At 67.7% G+C, this 17,280-nt stretch carries 23 protein-coding genes; 13 read left to right on the top strand and 10 right to left on the bottom strand.

Going from position 1 to position 17,280, the window contains the following annotated elements; translation table 11 throughout:
• Positions 1–16: 16 nt before the first annotated feature.
• Genes OHA40_RS23160 through OHA40_RS23135 form a run of 6 tightly spaced genes read left to right on the top strand, consistent with a single transcriptional unit; the run spans position 17 to position 4,521 of the window.
• Entirely contained in the window at positions 17–271 is a 255-nt protein-coding gene (locus OHA40_RS23160) for an acyl carrier protein (protein ID WP_330228981.1), read from the top strand.
• Positions 268–1,200 (top strand): aromatase/cyclase, encoded by a 933-nt coding sequence (locus OHA40_RS23155; protein WP_330228980.1) that lies wholly within the window; start codon positions 268–270, stop codon positions 1,198–1,200. The genes OHA40_RS23160 and OHA40_RS23155 overlap by 4 nt, the downstream gene beginning before the upstream one ends.
• Complete coding sequence (locus tag OHA40_RS23150) at positions 1,197–2,123, top strand: MBL fold metallo-hydrolase (protein WP_330228979.1); 927 nt, start codon at positions 1,197–1,199, stop codon at positions 2,121–2,123. Before OHA40_RS23155 ends, OHA40_RS23150 begins: the two co-directional genes overlap by 4 nt.
• The gene (locus tag OHA40_RS23145) at positions 2,111–3,367 is read left to right on the top strand and encodes an FAD-dependent oxidoreductase (RefSeq protein ID WP_330228978.1); all 1,257 of its coding nucleotides are present in this window, start codon (positions 2,111–2,113) and stop codon (positions 3,365–3,367) included. Before OHA40_RS23150 ends, OHA40_RS23145 begins: the two co-directional genes overlap by 13 nt.
• A gap of 2 nt (positions 3,368–3,369) precedes the next feature.
• Positions 3,370–4,131: an alpha/beta hydrolase gene (locus OHA40_RS23140; RefSeq protein WP_330228977.1), complete on the top strand. Its 762-nt coding sequence runs from the start codon at positions 3,370–3,372 to the stop codon at positions 4,129–4,131.
• Between the two features lie 51 nt (positions 4,132–4,182).
• Positions 4,183–4,521, top strand: a complete 339-nt coding sequence (locus OHA40_RS23135; protein WP_330228976.1) for a hypothetical protein — start codon at positions 4,183–4,185, stop codon at positions 4,519–4,521.
• Here the strand turns inward: OHA40_RS23135 and OHA40_RS23130 are convergent.
• Together OHA40_RS23130 and OHA40_RS23125 are read right to left on the bottom strand one after the other, a co-directional pair.
• Positions 4,512–4,952, bottom strand: a complete 441-nt coding sequence (locus OHA40_RS23130) for a hypothetical protein (protein ID WP_330228975.1) — start codon at positions 4,950–4,952, stop codon at positions 4,512–4,514. The genes OHA40_RS23135 and OHA40_RS23130 overlap by 10 nt on opposite strands.
• 379 nt (positions 4,953–5,331) lie before the next feature.
• The gene (locus tag OHA40_RS23125; RefSeq protein WP_330228974.1) at positions 5,332–5,679 is read right to left on the bottom strand and encodes a winged helix-turn-helix transcriptional regulator; all 348 of its coding nucleotides are present in this window, start codon (positions 5,677–5,679) and stop codon (positions 5,332–5,334) included.
• 108 nt (positions 5,680–5,787) lie between these two features.
• Between OHA40_RS23125 and OHA40_RS23120 the strand changes: the two genes are divergently transcribed.
• The gene (locus OHA40_RS23120; RefSeq protein ID WP_330228973.1) at positions 5,788–7,689 is read left to right on the top strand and encodes a flavin-containing monooxygenase; all 1,902 of its coding nucleotides are present in this window, start codon (positions 5,788–5,790) and stop codon (positions 7,687–7,689) included.
• A 110-nt stretch (positions 7,690–7,799) separates the two neighbouring features.
• On the opposite strand, the gene OHA40_RS23115 is transcribed toward OHA40_RS23120, so the two are convergent.
• A complete protein-coding gene (locus OHA40_RS23115) occupies positions 7,800–8,168 on the bottom strand; it encodes a winged helix-turn-helix transcriptional regulator (protein ID WP_330228972.1) in 369 nt (122 codons plus the stop codon).
• Positions 8,169–8,262: 94 nt separating this feature from the next.
• On the opposite strand from OHA40_RS23115, the gene OHA40_RS23110 reads away from it, so the two are divergent.
• Positions 8,263–8,757, top strand: coding sequence for a luciferase domain-containing protein (locus OHA40_RS23110; protein WP_330228971.1), 495 nt, complete (start codon positions 8,263–8,265; stop codon positions 8,755–8,757).
• A 29-nt stretch (positions 8,758–8,786) separates the two neighbouring features.
• Complete coding sequence (locus tag OHA40_RS23105) at positions 8,787–9,176, top strand: lipocalin-like domain-containing protein (protein WP_330228970.1); 390 nt, start codon at positions 8,787–8,789, stop codon at positions 9,174–9,176.
• Between the two features lie 9 nt (positions 9,177–9,185).
• On the opposite strand, the gene OHA40_RS23100 is transcribed toward OHA40_RS23105, so the two are convergent.
• Complete coding sequence (locus tag OHA40_RS23100; RefSeq protein ID WP_330228969.1) at positions 9,186–9,680, bottom strand: acetyl-CoA carboxylase biotin carboxyl carrier protein; 495 nt, start codon at positions 9,678–9,680, stop codon at positions 9,186–9,188.
• A gap of 12 nt (positions 9,681–9,692) precedes the next feature.
• The gene (locus tag OHA40_RS23095; RefSeq protein ID WP_330228968.1) at positions 9,693–10,475 is read right to left on the bottom strand and encodes an SDR family NAD(P)-dependent oxidoreductase; all 783 of its coding nucleotides are present in this window, start codon (positions 10,473–10,475) and stop codon (positions 9,693–9,695) included.
• A gap of 173 nt (positions 10,476–10,648) precedes the next feature.
• Here OHA40_RS23095 and OHA40_RS23090 point away from each other — a divergent pair, with 173 nt between their 5' ends.
• Positions 10,649–11,068, top strand: a complete 420-nt coding sequence (locus tag OHA40_RS23090; protein WP_330228967.1) for a nuclear transport factor 2 family protein — start codon at positions 10,649–10,651, stop codon at positions 11,066–11,068.
• Between the two features lie 42 nt (positions 11,069–11,110).
• Positions 11,111–11,719 carry a malonic semialdehyde reductase gene (locus OHA40_RS23085; protein ID WP_330228966.1) on the top strand — a complete coding sequence of 203 codons (609 nt, stop codon included), beginning with the start codon at positions 11,111–11,113 and terminating at the stop codon, positions 11,717–11,719.
• A gap of 123 nt (positions 11,720–11,842) precedes the next feature.
• Here the strand turns inward: OHA40_RS23085 and OHA40_RS23080 are convergent, their stop codons facing one another.
• On the bottom strand, positions 11,843–12,250 hold the full coding sequence (locus OHA40_RS23080) for a DUF6463 family protein (protein ID WP_330228965.1): 408 nt from the start codon (positions 12,248–12,250) through the stop codon (positions 11,843–11,845).
• 63 nt (positions 12,251–12,313) lie between these two features.
• Here OHA40_RS23080 and OHA40_RS23075 point away from each other — a divergent pair, with 63 nt between their 5' ends.
• Positions 12,314–12,913, top strand: a complete 600-nt coding sequence (locus OHA40_RS23075; protein WP_330228964.1) for a TetR/AcrR family transcriptional regulator — start codon at positions 12,314–12,316, stop codon at positions 12,911–12,913.
• Position 12,914: 1 nt separating this feature from the next.
• Here OHA40_RS23075 and OHA40_RS23070 read toward each other — a convergent pair whose 3' ends face one another.
• The 4 genes from OHA40_RS23070 to OHA40_RS23055 all read right to left on the bottom strand — a co-directional run bounded on the left by OHA40_RS23070 (position 12,915) and on the right by OHA40_RS23055 (position 16,296).
• On the bottom strand, positions 12,915–13,091 hold the full coding sequence (locus OHA40_RS23070; RefSeq protein ID WP_330228963.1) for a hypothetical protein: 177 nt from the start codon (positions 13,089–13,091) through the stop codon (positions 12,915–12,917).
• A 146-nt stretch (positions 13,092–13,237) separates the two neighbouring features.
• Positions 13,238–14,038 carry a PIG-L deacetylase family protein gene (locus OHA40_RS23065; protein WP_330228962.1) on the bottom strand — a complete coding sequence of 267 codons (801 nt, stop codon included), beginning with the start codon at positions 14,036–14,038 and terminating at the stop codon, positions 13,238–13,240.
• A 22-nt stretch (positions 14,039–14,060) separates the two neighbouring features.
• A complete protein-coding gene (locus OHA40_RS23060; protein WP_330228961.1) occupies positions 14,061–14,456 on the bottom strand; it encodes a hypothetical protein in 396 nt (131 codons plus the stop codon).
• Between the two features lie 490 nt (positions 14,457–14,946).
• Positions 14,947–16,296: a TIGR01777 family oxidoreductase gene (locus tag OHA40_RS23055; protein ID WP_330228960.1), complete on the bottom strand. Its 1,350-nt coding sequence runs from the start codon at positions 16,294–16,296 to the stop codon at positions 14,947–14,949.
• A gap of 174 nt (positions 16,297–16,470) precedes the next feature.
• On the opposite strand from OHA40_RS23055, the gene OHA40_RS23050 reads away from it, so the two are divergent.
• The gene (locus OHA40_RS23050) at positions 16,471–17,277 is read left to right on the top strand and encodes a nuclear transport factor 2 family protein (protein WP_330228959.1); all 807 of its coding nucleotides are present in this window, start codon (positions 16,471–16,473) and stop codon (positions 17,275–17,277) included.
• Positions 17,278–17,280: the final 3 nt, after the last annotated feature.

Here is a 17,280-nt window from a genome sequence, read left to right as displayed (position 1 = left end):
CTCCCAGGAGCGAACCATGACCATCACCATCACCGAACTACGCCGGATTCTCGTGGAATGCGCCGGCGGCGAGGACCTCGCCGAACTCGACGGCGACATCGCCGCGGTCGAATTCGAGGAACTGGGCTACGACTCGCTCGCGCTCATCGAGACCGCGGCGCGGATCCAGCGCGACTTCGGCGTGACCATCCCGGAGGAGCAGCTCATCGAGGTCAGGACACCTCAGGAGCTGGTCGATATCGTCAACAGCCAACTGCAGGGTGTGGCATGAGCCGCGTGATGAGCCATCGAAAGGTGATTCAGGCCGCGCCCGACGTCGTCTACGACCTGGTCGCCGACGTGACCAAGTGGCCGGTGATCTTCGCGCCGAGCGTGCTGGTGCGCCACCTGCACCGCGGGCCGGACGACGAGCGATTCCGGCTGTGGGCGACCGTGAACGGCGCGGTGAAGAGCTGGACCTCGCGGCGGGTGCTCGACCCCGAGCAGCGCCGCATCGTCTTCGAGCAGGAGCGCAGCCAGGCGCCGATCGCGTCGATGGGCGGCTCCTGGTCGTTGCGCGAAACCGGCGCTGCCACCGAAGTCACGCTGGACCATCACTTCACGGTGGTGGACGGCGCCGATCCCGAGGAGATCGCCACGGCGGTGGACCGCAACAGTGAGACCGAGCTCGCGGCGCTTGCCCGCATCGCGGAGCTGGGCCACCCGGTCGAGGAGGTCGTCCACACCTTCGAAGACACGGTGACACTGCAATGCTCGGCCGCCGACCTGTACGACTTCGTCTATCACAGCGAGCGGTGGCCCGAGCACGTCCCGCACGTCAGCCGGATCGAGCTCACCGAGGACGACGACGGCGTGCAGCTGATGGAGATGGACACGGTGACCGCGGGCGGCATCCCGCATACCACCAAGTCGGTGCGTATCTGCTTCCCCGGCGAGCGGATCGATTACAAGCAGCTGCTGCCACCGGCGATGCTCTTCGGGCACAGCGGCGCGTGGGAATTCGCGGACGGCCCGGACGGCGCGGTGGTCACCGCACGCCACACGGTCGCGATCAATCCCGCCGCCGCGCGCGAGATTCTCGGCGCTGAAACGGATCTCGCTGATGCCCGCGCCTATTTGACCGAGGCGTTGTCCACCAACAGCCGCAATACGCTGCTGTGCGCGGTGCGCTACGCCGAGACGACGAAGTCGCCGACATGACAGCCACCAAGTCCTCCGCACCGCCGGTTGTGCGCGAGATCGCCGACGGGGTCTACGCGTACACGCACAGCCGCGGCGGGTGGTGTGTGAGCAATGCCGGTGTGCTGGTCGGGCCGGACGGCGCGGTGGTCATCGACACGCTTGCGACCGAGGGACGCACCCGGGCGCTCGTCGAGTTCGTCGACGGGCTCGGCCTCGGACCGGCCCGCACGATCGTGAACACCCACCACCACGGTGACCACAACTTCGGCAACCACCTGTTCGGGGCGACCGCCGTCGTCATCGGCCACGACCGGATCCGGCCCGAGATGGCCGAGACCGGCCTGGCACTGACGAAGCTGTGGCCGAACGTGGACTGGGGTGACGTGCGAGTCACGTTGCCGGGCATCACGTTCGGCGAACAGTTGACTCTGCACCTCGGCGAGCGGCGGGTGGAGCTCCGCCATCTCGGTTCCGCCGCGCACACCACCAACGACGTGGTGGCGTGGTTGCCCGAGGAGCGCGTGCTGTTCGCCGGGGATCTGGTGATGTCCGGCGCGGCGCCGTTCTGCCTGATGGGGTCGGTCAGCGGGTCGGTCGCCGCGGTGCGGCGGCTGGCCGCACTCGGCGCCGAGACGGTCGTCGCCGGGCACGGTCCGGTCACCGGACCAGAGATCTTCGACCAGACGCTGCGATATCTGCGGTGGGTGCAGGATCTGGCGGCGGAGGGACGCGCGCTGGGGTTGACGCCGCTGGCGATCGCGCTGGAGGCCGACCACGGCGAGTTCGCCGACCTGGTCGACCAGGAGCGGCTGGTCGGCAATCTGTATCGCGCCGATGCGGAACTGTCCGGCGGCCCGCTCGGCGAGCCGCTGGACGTGCTGTCCATCTTCGACGAGATGGTGCTCTACAACGGCGGGCAGGTGCCGGCATGCCTGGCGTGAGAACCGAATCCGTGCGGGTCTGCGTGGTCGGCGGCGGACCGGCCGGGCTGATGACGGGCCTGCTGCTGGCCCGTTCCGGCGTGGACGTGCTCGTGCTGGAGAAGCATCCGGACTTCCTGCGCGATTTCCGGGGCGACACCGTGCACACCTCGACGCTGCTCGCGATGGACGATCTCGGCCTGGCCGAGGAGTTTCTCGCGCTGCCGCACGTCGAGCTGTCGCAGCTGCCGATGGCGACGGCAATCGGTCCGGTCGTCTTCGCCGACTTCAGCGCACTGCCGGGACGTTTCCCGTTCGTGGCGTTCATGCCGCAGTGGGACGTGCTGAACTTCCTCGCCGAGGCGGGCCGCCGCTACCCGGGTTTCCGGTTGGTGCAGCAGGCGGAGGTCACCGAGTTGATCCAGCGCGACGGCGTGGTGACCGGGGCACTGGCCCGAACTCCCGAGGGACCGCTCGAGATCACCGCCGATCTGGTGATCGCCGCCGACGGACGCCATTCGATCGTGCGCCGCTCCGGGCTGCTCGAAGTCGCCGCCAGCGCCGCACCGATGGACGTGCTGTGGTTCCGGGTGACCAAGCCCGAGGGTGAGCGCCTGCCCACGGTCCGCAGTGGAAAAGGGTTCTTCATCGTCTGTATCGACCGCGGGGACTATCTCCAGGTCGCGTACATGATCCCGAAGGGCGCCTTCGCGATCATCCGGGACGCGGGGTTGGCGCGGTTCCGCGCGGATCTGGCCACCATCTATCCCGTGCTCGCGCCGCACTTGGATGCCGAGATCCTCGACTGGGACAACGTGAAACCGCTCGACGTCCGGGTGGATCGGCTGCGCCGCTGGTACCGGCCGGGACTGGTCGCGATCGGGGATGCGGCGCACGCGATGTCGCCGGCGGGAGGCGTCGGGATCAATCTCGCCGTGCAGGACGCCATCGCGGCCGCCAGGCTGCTGGCACCGGTCCTCACCGCGGGCGCGACACCGACCACGGCCACCCTGCGCGCCGTTCAGCGGCGCCGCGAATTCCCGATGCGCGTAGTGCAATTCGCGCAACTGCACCTGCTGTCCGACCTCTATCCCAGCGCTGGGCGCCCCGGCACCGACAAACCGTTGCTCGTCCGTCTGCTCCGGCGTTTCCCCCGCCTGCCCCGGCTGGTGGCCCGCGTGATCGGACTCGGCATCCTCCCCGAGCCCGTGCCGCCTCCGGCGAGCGAAACCGCCACGGCCCTATCGAAATCCAGGGAGAAATGATCATGTCGACCTACCTGCTCGTCCACGGCGCCTTCCACGGCGGATGGGTCTGGCAGCGGGTCACCCCGCTGCTCGAGGACGCCGGGCACCGAGTCCTCGCCCCTTCGCTGGTCGGTCTCGGCGACCGCGCCCACGCACTGACCGCGGACGTCGGCCTCGACACCCATGTCCGAGACCTGATCGACCTGGTCACCGCCGAGGACCTCACCGACGTCATCCTGGTCGGCCACAGCTACGCCGCCATCGTCGTCACGGCCCTGGCCGACGCCGTCCCCGACCGCATCGCCGAACTCGTCTACATCGACACCTTCGTCCCCCGCGACGGCGAAGCGGTCGCCGACATCATGCCCGGCATGGTCGAGGCCTTCGTCGCCGCGGCCGCCGCCCACGGCGATGGCTGGCGAGTACCGCCCCAAACCGAACCTATGGGCGACGGCGGGCTCTACGGCGTCACGGAGGAACCCGACCTCAGCTGGGTCGCGTCGATGCAGACCCCGCAATCCTTGAAGACCTTCCAGCAACCGCTGAAACTAACGAACCCCCAAGCCCTAGCAGCGATTCCGGTATCGCACGTCTATTGCAGCGAAGGCGGCGAGACCTTCAAAGCCATGCGCACCGCCATGCCCCGCACCCTCCCGCCCGCCGACCTCCCCGCCGATAGGCTCCTGGTCCTCCCGACCGGCCACGACTGCATGATCACCATGCCGCGCGAGCTAGCCGCGCACCTGCTCACTTTGGTCCACCGCCCAGCACCGGCACCTTAGCCCGGCAGACGGTAAGAATCCCCTCCGTGCTGCCCGACCTGCCAAAGGGCGGTGCTCGATGGACGGCAGTGGACTGTTCCGGCTCAGTGGACACACTGCGGGTTCGCGCAGCCGCTGCGGGGTCGCCTTCCGGAAACGCACGTCGAGTTCGATCCCCGTGCCGCGGCCGAGTCGGTGCTCGCCGGTCTCGACGCCTTCACCGACACCATCGACGCCGAACTTACCTGTGCCACACTGCTGTCCGGTATCGCCGCGATTGTCGGCGATGACGCCGAGATAGAGCCGGGCGATGCCGGTACAACCATCGATCAAGTCGGGCTGGAGTTCGAGCCAGCCCGACCATGGCGACCACGACGGGAGTGGAGGCGCAGGCGCGGCGATCAGTGGTAAGGCAATGGCTGCGGGTGCCGGTATCCGCGCATGGCGCGAGAAGTACCAGGTAGCAGGGCGGTGACGGTTGCCGCCAGCCAAACAAGCTGGGCTATGCCGATCCAGGTGAAGTGCTCGGCGGCAGCGCCCAGGTCGACCAGCCGGATCAGACCGTAGACATAATAGAGACTCACCAGTGCGCCGATGCCTGCCAGGATCCAGCGGGCAAATCCCAGCCGGACCACCAACAGGATCGTGAACACGGCCGAGACGCCGCCGACAATGATGGTCACGTACACCGCGAAATCCAGAGAGCCGGTTGTGTACTCGACGAGCGCCGCGCCGATGAGAGCGTCCAGCATGGACCCGTTGTGCAGGTCGGGGCCATCCCAACCGGGAACAACAGCCAAACCGGAAACAACGAGAACGGCGCACAGCAGGACGCACAACATGAAGAATCCACTTGACACATACGCCATGGCCGGGCTCGGCGACCGCTGCGGATACGAACCGGGCTGAGGGTACGGCCACTGCTGCCCGGTGTTGGGGTAGTTGGGCGGCTGGCCGCCGTGCCATGGCGCCTGCTGCGGCCCCCGGTTCGGCGGGTGGTACGGGTTGGACACTTGAATTCCCCTCGGTGCGGCAGCACCAGCCACAATAGCCGAACCCGCTCGAGTGGCCGCGGCCGCGAAACCGGTTGGCCTGCCCGATATTCCGCTCGTCAGGGCTTGCTTCCAGCGATTACGGGACCTACGCCGCACGTGGTCGATCCATATCGACGGCGTTGTAGGACCTCAGTGCCGGAGAGCTGGCCGGTTTGCGACCCGCCACTCAGCTCGAGTCCCCGCCCGCGTCGTATGCGGCGCGTGCCGCCAGCACCTCTCCCAGGTGCTCGCTGGACCATTCCACGATGCTGCTGAACACCGGGGCCAGAGTCGCGGCCAACGGGGTCGCCGCGTACTCCACCCGTGGCGGGACCTCGGCGTGGTAGGTCCGCGATACCAACCCGTCGCGTTCGAGTTGGCGTAGGCGCTGGGTGAGGACCTTGGGGGTGAGGCCGGGGATGCGCTGTTGGAGTTCGGTGAAGCGGAGGCGCCCGTCGTGGGTGAGGACCCAGAGGACCTGGGTGGACCAGCGGCCGAAGACCAGATCCCCGGCGCACCCAATCCTTCGGGTCACTCCCTCGACTCTCGCCATCCGTCGATGCTGTAGCCGGGCTCGAGCGGAGTCGAGCACGCTCGGACACCGAGAGACTGAACCGAGGAACCGCTGGGGTGCGATGTGACCATGCTCGAGCCGATCGATGTCGATGATGAAACGCTGCGCGCACACGTGGCCGGCGCGCAGATACCCGCGCTGCTGATGACCGTCGCGCACCTCACCGGCGACTATTCCTTGCTGCGTGCGGAGTATCGGCCCGCGGCCATGCCGTCCCAGCCGCGAGGTGGCCTCACCGACGCTGCGGAGGCCGACGTGCGAGAACAGGCACTCCAGGCGTTGGTCCGGCTGCGTGACGGCGACATCGAGGTGCCGCCGGCGCCGAAACCGGAGGAACTGCGGCGGATTACCAGCTGGGCCCTGGGATCGGACACCGAGGATCTGGTGCCGCTGCTTGCCGAGCAGATCGTGCTCGCAGGCACCGACCCGAAGGCGCCGACGTGGACGAAGGCGCAACTGGCTCCGGGCCGGGAGTTCCGGGTGGCAATCATCGGCGCCGGGCTGAGCGGGCTGCTCGCGGGCTACCGGCTCGCCCAGGCCGGTGTGCCGTTCACGATCTACGAGAAGAACCCCGGCCTCGGTGGAACATGGCTCGTCAACACCTACCCGGGCTGTCGCGTCGACGTCCCGAGCCATCTCTACAGCTACTCGTTTGCCCCGAGACTCGACTGGCCGGACCACTTCTGCACCCAGGACATGGTGCTCGACTACCTCCGCGACTTCGCGCACCGGAACGGACTGGTCGAGCACATTCGGTTCGGTGTCGAGGTCACCGCGATGGCGTGGGAGGAGAATTCGTCGTCATGGCGGCTCACCCTGCGCACCGCCACGGGGACCACCGGCGCGGTGTGTGACGGTGTTGTCAGCGCGGTCGGTCAGCTCAGCCGACCGCGCCTGCCCGCTATCGAAGGTCGTGACGACTTCGCCGGACCCGCGTTCCACTCTGCCGCATGGGACCACTCGGTCGATCTCGCCGGCAAGCGCGTCGCGGTCATCGGAACCGGTGCCAGCGGGTTCCAGATCATCCCGGAGATCGCCGGGACAGCGGCCGAAGTCGTGGTTTTCCAGCGGAATCCGCCCTGGCTGCGGCCGACCCCGCAGCTGCGCCAACCGATTGCGGCAAGTGCGCAATGGCTGTTTCGGCACGTGCCGTACTACGCGCAGTGGTACCGCTTCTGGTTATCCGCCCCCGGCCTGCGCGGCCTGCTGGACAGCTGGATTGTCGACCACACCTATCCACCGAGCGAACGAGCGGTATCGGCAGCGAATGAGCAGTTGCGCTCGCTGCTGCTTGCCGCGATACAGACCCAGCTCGCGGACGCACCGGAGATTCGCGAGCACGTGGTGCCACAGTATCCGGTGGGCGCCAAGCGTCCGCTGTGCGACGACGGTCGATGGGTTGCCGCACTGCAGCGGGACGATGTGCGGCTGGTGACCGAGCCGATCGAGCGGATCACGCCACGCGGCGTTGTCGCGGGACAGCAGGAGTCCGAGATAGACGTGATCGTGTATGCGACCGGATTCGAGGCGTCACGTTTCCTGGCCCCGATGTCGGTCACCGGCCGCCGAGGGCTGGACCTGCACGCGATGTGGGACGGTGCGCCACGCGCGTACCTGGGCATGACCATCCCCGGCTTCCCGAACCTGTTCTGCCTCTATGGCCCCAACACCAATATCGTCGGGCAAGGCGGCAGCATCATCTACTTTTCCGAGTGCGCGGTCAGCTACCTCCTCGACGCCGTGCGCCTGCTCCTCGTCACCGGGCAGCGTGCGCTGGACGTCCGCAAGGACGTGTACGACGAATTCGGCGCGTGGGTCGACCACGGCAACGAGAACCGCGCGTGGGGCTTCTCGACAACGTCCGGCTGGTACAACGAGGGTGGTCGCTCAGCGACGAACTGGCCCTACTCGGCCGACGAGTACTGGCGGAGAACGCATCACATCGACCCCGCCGACTATGACATCGCCTAGAAGAACGTCGGTACGAGCCCGACGGGCACGCCGACCAGGAGTCGATCGACTCGCGCCGTGCTCGTAGCACGCGAATCGGCCTGCTTCCCAGCCGAATCGACGACCTCCGCTCAATGTGCGCCGTCGCCCGCGTCGTAGGCGACGCGGGCGGCCAGCACCTCTCCCAGGTGCTCGCTGGACCATTCCACGATGCTGCTGAACACCGGGGTCAGAGTCGCGGCCAGCGGCGTCGCCTCGTACTCCACCCGTGGCGGGACCTCGGCGTGGTAGGTCCGCGATACCAACCCGTCACGTTCGAGTTGGCGTAGGCGCTGCGTGAGGACCTTGGGGGTGAGGCCGGGGATGCGCTGTTGGAGTTCGGTGAAGCGGAGGCGGCCGTCGTGGGTGAGGACCCACAGGACCTGGGTGGACCAGCGGCCGAAGACCAGATCGATGACCGGCGTGATCGGGCAGGGGTCGATGTCGGGCACGGTCGTCATGCGTCCTCCCGGTTGGTCACTTTCCGCTTGGTTACTACTATACTTTGGAAAGTACTGTGGTTCCAGGGACGCGAAACCCGAAGGGAGCACAGTCATGACGACGACAACAGTGGACGGGCGACTCGACCTGCCGCGCCGCTCCGGCGACCGCCCGCGGACCCGCGAGCACAACCCGCACCAGCAGCTCAGTCAGATCGCCCCACCGGACCTGCAAGAGGAGCTGTGGTCCCGGATGACCACCCTGGACGGCGTCCTGCTCGGCCGCAGCGGCATTGCCCTGCCCGATACCCGTGCCCTGCACCTGCGGCCGACCATTGCCGAGGGTCCCGGCGAGGCGTATCTCGCCGGCACCGAATTCGCTCACCTGCACGGACACGGCGATGGCAGCTTGCACATGTGCCTGCCGAAAGACGTGGTGGCACAGACCGTCCAGCAGGGCTGGGCGGAGCTGCACCCGATGGCCAGGCAGGGGTTCATGCCCGGGACGCTGGTGATGGTCTACGGGCCACGCGATCACGAGGAGCTGGAGATCATCTGGCGGCTGGTGCGGATCAGTCACCGCTTCGCCCGCAGTTCGGCTACAGCGTGATTAGAGCGGCGGCCGCCATCGTTGGTCCTATGAACGCGACCGATCTCGTCGGGACATGGGAACTCGTATCCTATTTCGACATCGACGAACACGATGCGACCAGCCAGGGGCCACTGGGAGATGACCCGCGCGGCCTGCTGATCTACGGCGCGCACGGCTATATGTCGGTGAGCATGATGCGCACGGACGGCGCCGCGGGGGCGACCCCGTTCATGGGCTACGCGGGTACCTGGCGGCGATCCGGCACGGAGGTGGTGCACGCGATCAGCGTGTGCTCCAACCCGGCGTGGGCGGACACCGAGCAGGTTCGCCAGATGTCGCTGACCGGAGACGTGCTGAGGCTGATCGGCTCCGCGCAGGTCGGCGGGCGGACCCAACGCCGGGTGCTCACCTGGCGACGCAGCCGCCCGCCTGCCTGAAATCCACTGTCATTCCGGAGAATACGAGAACAAGGGTTCGTCGAATTGCACCGGTTCGTTGTCTTCCTTCAGTATCCCGGTGACCACCCCGCCCGTCTGGGCGGTCACCGGGATCATCAGCTTCATCGCCTCCACGATGGCGATCTGCTGTCCCGCCTGCACTCGGTCGCCGACCTCGACGAAGGGGTCCGCGCCCGGCTCGGGGCAGCGGTAGAACACGCCGACGCTGGGTGCGCGCACCACCGCGCCGAGCGCCGGAGAGTCCGGCGCTGCAACGGATTCCACCGGAACCGCGGCGGTCGTCGCGGGTGTGGGTGCCGGCGCGGTGGCCTGCCACTCTGCCTCCACGGTCACCTCCCCCACCTGGAAACGCAAGGCGCTCGGCTGCTGTGGGAAGCCCGCGAGCAGTTGCAGGGCGCCGGTTTGAATCGCTTCCAAGACCCGGAGATAGTCCTCGTGTCCGGTGTCGCGGGGAGCCACGGCGTTCTCGTCTAGTGCGGTCATCGGCCCGGCCTCTCAGTAATTGCCCAGTCCGCCACAGACATTCAGCGCCTGTGCGGTGACCGCGCCCGCGCCGGGCCCGATCAGGTAGTCGACCATCGCCGCCACCTCGAACGGCTGCACGTAGCGCCCGATGGGCACCCGCGCGCTGACCCTGGCGTGCACCTCGTCGGTGTCGACACCCCACAGCCCGGAATACACCTCGCGAACCCGCTCGGCCATCGGTGTCTCCACGAATCCGGGGCACACCGCGTTCACGGTGATCCCGGTCTTGGCCAGCTCGAGACCGAGCGCCTTGGTGAAACCGACCACGCCGTGCTTGGACGCGGAGTACGGGGCGCCGTGCACCACGCCCTGTTTGCCGCCGGTGGAGGCGATATTGATGATGCGGCCGCTCCCGCGCTCCAGCATGCCGCCCGCGGTCAGCGCCGCCTTCGTCATCAGGAACACGCTGTTGAGATTGGTGTTGATCACGTCGAACCACAGTTCGTCGGTCACCTGCGCGGTGACGCCGCCGCCGCTGCGGCCTGCGTTGTTGATCAGGATGTCGATCGGGCCGTAGCGCCGCACGCCCGCGTCGACATACTCGCGGACCTGCGCGGCGTCGGCGACGTCGCAGACGGTGCCGTCCACCTCGTGGCCCTCGTCCTGCAGGCTCTTCACCGTGTCGGTCACCCGCTGCTGGTCGCGAGCGCAAAGGAACACCGCAATGCCCTGGGCCGCCAGGCTTTTGGTGATCTCAAGGCCCATTCCGCTGGTTGCTCCGGTGACCAGCGCGACGCGCCGATTTTCCGCCATGACTCCTCCATCGGTCGATCTTCCGAACTCGCCGGGCTTCTCGACCACCAGGGTCGCCGGGCGTCCTATAGATCCGGTCAACCGGCGGTTGCACGCTGCGGCTCAACCGAGGCTCGAGCGACGTCGGCCACGGTGGCGTACAGCCGCGGCCCGCCGAACCTTAGGGAGCAACCATGACCACCGTCGCAAGCCGCACCGAGTTGTACGCCGAGGTCCAGCAGTTCTACGCCGAGCAGATGCAGCGGCTGGACAACCGCGACATCCCCGGATACGCCGAGACCTTCACCGAGGACGCGGAATTCGAGCACACACCGGGCATTCCGCCCGCCCGGACCAGGGCGGGCATCATCGCCGACCTGATCGAGTTCCACAAGCGCTTCGAGACCGACCCGATGCAGCGCAGACATTGGTTCAACATGATCAACCTGCGACCGCAGGAGGACGGGACCATCGTGTCCACCGCCTACTGCCTGGTGGTGAAGATCCGCCCGAACAGCAAGCCCGAGATCGCGCCGAGCTGCGTCGTGCACGACGTGCTCGTCCGCGTCGACGGAGCGCTGCTGACCCGATCGCGGCGCGTCGTCCACGACTGAGCACATCCGACCGTCCCCGAAAACTCTTCGAGGAGAGATTACGTGAACTCCGTTCAGCCAGACTTGCTCACGCTCGCCGCCGAGGCCCAGGAGCTCCTGTTCCGGGAGGCCCGCACGGCGAATACCTTCACCGACGAGCCGGTCACCGACGAGCAGATCCGCGCGATCTACGAATTGGTGAAATACGGGCCGACGTCGATGAACCAGCAACCGCTGCGCATCGTGCTGGTGCGCGGCCAGGAGGCGCGAGACCGGCTGGTCACCCACATGATCGACAACAACAAGCCGAGGACGGCCGCCGCGCCGCTGGCGGCGATCCTGGCCGCCGATCTGAATTTCCACGAGAACTTGCCGAAGGTGTTCCCACACGCGCCCGACGCCAAGGACTACTTCGCCGACGCGGACCACCGGGCCGAGTCCGCGCGGTTCAATGCCCTGATCCAGATCGGCTACTTCATCCTCGGCATCCGCGCGGCGGGACTGGCGGCAGGACCGATGAACGGGTTCGACGGCGCGGGGCTGGACAAGGACTTCTTCCCGGACGGCAACCACACCGGTCTCGTCGTGGTCAATATCGGCCGGCCGGGCGCGAACGCCTGGTTCCCACGCTCGCCGCGATTGGACTACGACGAGGTGGTCAGCACGATTTAGGCCGGTCCGGTCACCAGGCCTCCTCGGTCCGGCTCGGAGACGCTACGGCGTTGCCCGCGAGAGACTCTCGCGGGCAATGTCCGCGCCGACAGCACTACGCCGCGGTACTGTCGGCGCCCCAGCTCACACACCACTGAGCTGGGGCGCCGATTCGGCAAAGCGAGCGCGCCGGACACCGGCGGCCAGTAGTCCGACCGCGACCCAGGCGAGCGCCCAGGGGGCGGGCTCCAAAGTCACGGCGGCGACCACGGACCAGATGCCCAACGTCCAGGCGATGAACAGCGGCGGCACGATGCCCCGGCGATCCAGCCACAGGACAACCATCCCGAGCACCATCAACGGCACGCCGAAGCTGCCCGCGGTCAGCCAGAACGACGCCATGGCCGGGCTCATCTCGGTGACTCCCTCTTCCGGTTTCCACAGCTCCGCGCTGAACCACGAATCGGCGTGCTCCGGAGCCGTCAATACGTAACTGGCCGCCGTGTGCCCGAACCCGAGGAAGACAAAAAGACGACCGGCCCACTTGATCATGTGAATCACCCATTCATTACGGAACTGTCAGTTTCGATACTGCTAGTTCCGTATAGTAGGAGCGTGCCGAAGCCGAAACAAGCCGTGGGACGGCCCCGCAACCGTGAGGTCGATCTCGCTATCGTCCGGGCCACGCGAGAGCTGCTTGCCGAGAACGGGTATGCCGGACTCACCGTCGACGCGGTGGCGGCGCGGGCGGGTGTCGGCAAGGCCGCGATCTACCGCCGGTACGCCACAAAGCAGGAAATGATCTTCTCCGTAGCGGTGCACGACATGCGGGAGCAGCCACCACCCGACGGAGGCTCCTTGCGCGCGGACCTGGCCGCGGTAGCCCGCACCATCGCAGCGCAACTCGTCCGCGCCCCTTCCGACGTTCTCGCCGGTTTACTCGCCGACGTCTACGCCGACGACGCGCTGGCAACCCGCTTCGCGGAGACCTTCCTCGAACGCGAGCGACACGTCCTGACCGAGGTGCTCACCCGCGCGGTCGCCCGCGGCGAACTCGAAACCCTGCCCGACCCGACCACCGCGCAGGCACTCCTGCTCGGCCCGATCTTCGCCTGGCTACTGATCCTGGACGGCGACCGCGACAAAATGCCCGAACTCACCCACACAGTCGCCGAAGCAGCAGCAAGCGCACTGCTGTCCGCGAACCCCGACTAGGTCAACCCAAGCCCACCGAAGGGTGGAAGTGTCCTCGCGACATCAGACCCCGGACGTCGGCGACCCGGTCCACCGCGAGAGAAGTCTGCGCTTGCCACTGATCATCCGACAGGACGGCAATCAGATCGGCGAAGTCGGCGCGTTCGGCGCGCGCCAACGCTTTGGCGTCCACACTCACCAGTACATCACCGGCAATCCTGGCGACCTGCCGGTGGCACCCCTCCCGGGGTATGTGTCCGGCAGCCCCGAGAGGCCCCGAGGCCCGGCGAATGGTGACTTCGGTCCGCGCACTGTCCGCGCTGGGTCGTTGGCAGCGGTCGGGTTTCAGCGATGTGCGGGCTGGAAGATGTCGTCCAGCGGGGTGCCGGAGGTGGGGGCGGCGCCTTCCTCGGCGAACCATTCCCAGCGCATGACGCGGGCCAGAACGGGGTTGGGCATGCGCAGTAGCGTTTTTGCGATGGTGGCGAAGCGGCTGGAGCCTTCGATGATCGAACGGTGGGCGGACAGCGCGGTTTTGCGTTGGGCGGTGGAAGCGCTGACGTCGATTCGATGGGTGATTTCCAGGCGTGGGCTGTACAGGGCGGCGAGGGCCGACGGGTCGTAGCGCAACGGGAACCGCAATCGTTCGAGTGAACGTACGAGGCGTGTGAAGCTTTCGCGGGGCAAGGTGGCGTCGAGGACGCGCGGGACCCCGGCCAGTTCGGCCGCGCGCTTGCCGACCTCGTGCACGCGAACGTGGTCGCGGTGTCCGTAGCCGCCGTTGCGGTCATAGCTGAGCAGGACGTCGGGACTCTCCTCACGCAGGATAGCGGCCAACCGCTCGGCCGCCTGCTCGGGATCTGCCCGCACGAACCGCACCCGATCCGGCGGGTCCGCGTACAGCACCGCGCCGTGACCGCTGTCGGCATAACCGAGGTGCGCCACCCTGGTCACGCCGAGTGCGGCGGCGCTGGTCTCCAACTCGCACAGCCGCACGGCCTTCCGGCCATCCAGATCTGCCATGTGGCCGTCGGTGGCCACCACTATCACCGTCCGATGCCCGGCGGCGGCCAGCTCGGCCAGTGTCCCTCCGGTCAGCAGCGTCTCGTCGTCCGGATGCGCGTGGAATGCCACAACGGTCGCCATCGCCCCAGTGTGCCAGGGGCGCTCACCACAGGTCCCTGGCCAGCTTGGTGGCGCCGACGAGCATATAGCCGCCGGTCAACGCGACCATGGCGATCGCGGCCGGGCGCGGGACGTCACCGCGGGCGACGCGCACACCCCCATGGGTGGTGTCCAGAATGTCCACCATCAGAGCGAGCCGCTGCCAGCGCGGCAATTCCTCCTGCGGCGCGGTCAGATAGCCGAGCCCGAGCGCGATCGCCCTGGCGCCGAAGATCCGCGTCAGGTAATCGAGTTCGGGCGTAGGACGCACACCCAGCACCCTGGTCAGTGTCCGCGGCGCCGCGAGGGCGGCCGCGCCGAGCGCGACACGGCCGAGTGCGAGGCCGCGCAGCGCACCGGCCAGCGGGGAGCGGGACTGCCGCATGATATTCGTCGCCATGTCCCGAGCCTGGCCTACCACGCCGATCAGGTCGATTACCCGCGAGGTAATCGACCTGCGGCGCCCGGGCAGCCCTCGTCCGTCCGCCCGAGCACCGCGGCGCGATCAGAAAATCATCAGAATCAGCGCTTTCTGCACAGTATCCAGAATGCGGCCGATGGTGATCGCGATTTCGACGGTGCCCATGACGAGCCCCTTTCCTCGGGATGGCAAATCCTCGACTCATCAATTCAAGCTCGGCCGAACAAGATTCGGAAGCACCAGCGGTGTCCCGATTCGAAACGCGAGACCAGGCGTTAGTACACGGCGGACTGCCGAGACCATCCAGGACGCCGATTCGATCGGTGAATCCTGCTCGGCGACACTATATTCCGATGACATCAATGATCGGCGCCAGCACAAAGTTGTCATGGACCCGCAGGTCGCGGCTGAACAATGCGATCGTGACGGTCATCGGAGGCAATCCCGCTCTACGGCCACCCGACCTGACTCAGCCAGCGATCCTGCCGAGCAGATGACGCAGCGCCGGTTCCAACGCGGGCGCGCGGAACTGGTGACCCGCCTGCGCCAGCCGGGCGGGGACGACGCGCTGGCTGGCGGACGCCAGCTCCCGGTTGCCTTCGCGGCCGAGCAGCAGCGCGGGCCCGAACCGGGGTACCGGGAGCAGTGCGGGACGGTGCAACACCCCGGCCAGCACCCTGGTGTACTCGCTATTGCGAATCGGTTGCGGCGCAACGGCATTGACCGGTCCGGATAGCGCGGTATCCCATAATGCGCGGTAATGCACATCGATCAGGTCATCGATCCCGATCCACGACCACCACTGGCGCCCGTCGCCGATACGTCCGCCGAGCCCCGCCGTGAACAGCGGGCGCAGTAGCCGCAGCGTGCCACCGCGCGGGGACTGCACGATCCCGGTGCGCACGCGAACCACGCGGACACCCGATTCCGCGGCGGGGGCCGAGGCGGACTCCCAGCTGTCGACCAGGTCGGCGAGGAAGCCGTCACCGCGCGCCGCATGCTCGGTCAGCGTCTCGTCGCCGCGATCGGAGCCGTAGTAGCCGATCGCGGAGGCGCTGACGAAGACCGGCACCGCCGCCCGCGCCGCGACCTCGGCCAGTCTGCGCGTCGGCCCGATCCGGCTGTCGGCGATGGAGCGCTTGTGTTTCTCGGTGAACCGGCCCGCGATCGACGCACCGGCCAGATGCACCACCGCGTCCACGCCATCGAGCAGATCCCGTGCCGGATCGGTGGTACGCCACTGCCTTTCGTCCGCGGCCCGCGGCGGGTGGCGGACCAGCCGCACCACACGGTGCCCTCCAGTGGTCAAAAACGCGGTCAGGGCCGAACCGACCAGGCCGGACGACCCGGTCACCGCGATGGTCTTGGACACGAAACCCGCCCGCATCGCCCGCGCGTGCGCCGCAAGATCGTCGGCGAGCTGACGATGCCGGTAGGCGAACATGGGACGCAGCACCGCGGCGGGCACCGGCGCGTCCACCTCGTCCACCACCCGGGTGTGCCGCTCGTCGACGACCTCGAAATCGTGGGTGTGCCGCCAAGGCAGCAGCCCAGCGGGCAGCGAGCCGATTCCGTCGACGGTCACCGCGTCGACGAACCGGTGCGGCGGGTCGTATTCGCGCGGATCGTGCCGAGCCACCCAGCGCAGCCCGCCGGGCAGCCCGAGCACGACCTGTCCGTCGGACAGCGAATCCGATTCGGCGCGGGGCGACACCGGCTGCCACGGTGGGGCCAGCCGGGTGAGCGCGCCGGGGCGGGAGTGCCAGGCGAACACCTCGGACCGAGGGAGATCGATGACGCTCGCGTACTCGATGCCCATGCCGCAACTGTAGTTCGAAACCAACCGCCCGCACGTTTGCCAAACGTTTGCTGTATCGAAATCTTCCCAAACCGTAATAAATGGTCACCCGGAAGCAGCCGGCAGCACGAGGCCAAGATTAGAACTTGTTCTACCATGTGTCGTGTCCCGGCCGACGCCAACGGAGGAGCTGCCATGCCGCTGGACCCCACGCCCGCGGCGCTGCGGACGGCCGTCGAGGCGTCGCCGCGTGCGGTCGCCGCACACGACAAGGCCGCGTGGGTCGACCTGTTCACCGACGATGCCCAGGTCAACGACCCAGTCGGCGCGCGCCCGCAGATCGGCCGCGCGGCCATCGAACGCTTCTACGACACCTTCATCGGGCCGAACACCATCGCATTCCGCGTCGACCGCGACCTGGTACACCCGCCCACGGTGCTACGCGACCTGACCATCGTCACCACGATGCCGACCGGCGCCACCGTCTTCGTCCCGATGCACCTTCGCTACCGCTTGGTCGAGCAGGACGGGGTCTGGAAGATCACCTATCTGGCGGCGCACTGGGAGTTGGCGGCCATGATCTGGCAACTGCTGCGCACCGGATTGCCCGGGATCGCCGCCGCACTGAAGCTCGGTCCGCAGGTGATCGTCAACCAGGGCTTCGGCGGGATGCTCGGACTCATGCGGGCGCTCGGCGGCGTTGGTCGCGGCGGGAAGCGCGCCACGACAAAAGTTTTCGCCGCGGCGGCGAGTACCGACCTGCCCCGGGTCCGCGAACTGCTCGGTAATCGAGCGGACATCGAGTTGCCGGTGGGAACACCGGTCTCCACGGAAGAGTTCACCAATCGGGCGCGAAATATGCGCTGGAAAAAGGTGATCGCAGCAGGCCGCACAGTCACCGCAAGCGTCCGACTCGGCGACGCATCCGGGGTTGCGGTGGTGGAGTTCGCCACCAATAGCAATCATATAGCAACCATTCAGTTCCACCTCGCCGCCGTCTGATCT

Origin of the sequence: Nocardia sp. NBC_00508, from assembly GCF_036346875.1 — a bacterium.
Taxonomy (GTDB): domain Bacteria; phylum Actinomycetota; class Actinomycetes; order Mycobacteriales; family Mycobacteriaceae; genus Nocardia.
This window is presented reverse-complemented; position numbering and strand designations above follow the sequence as displayed.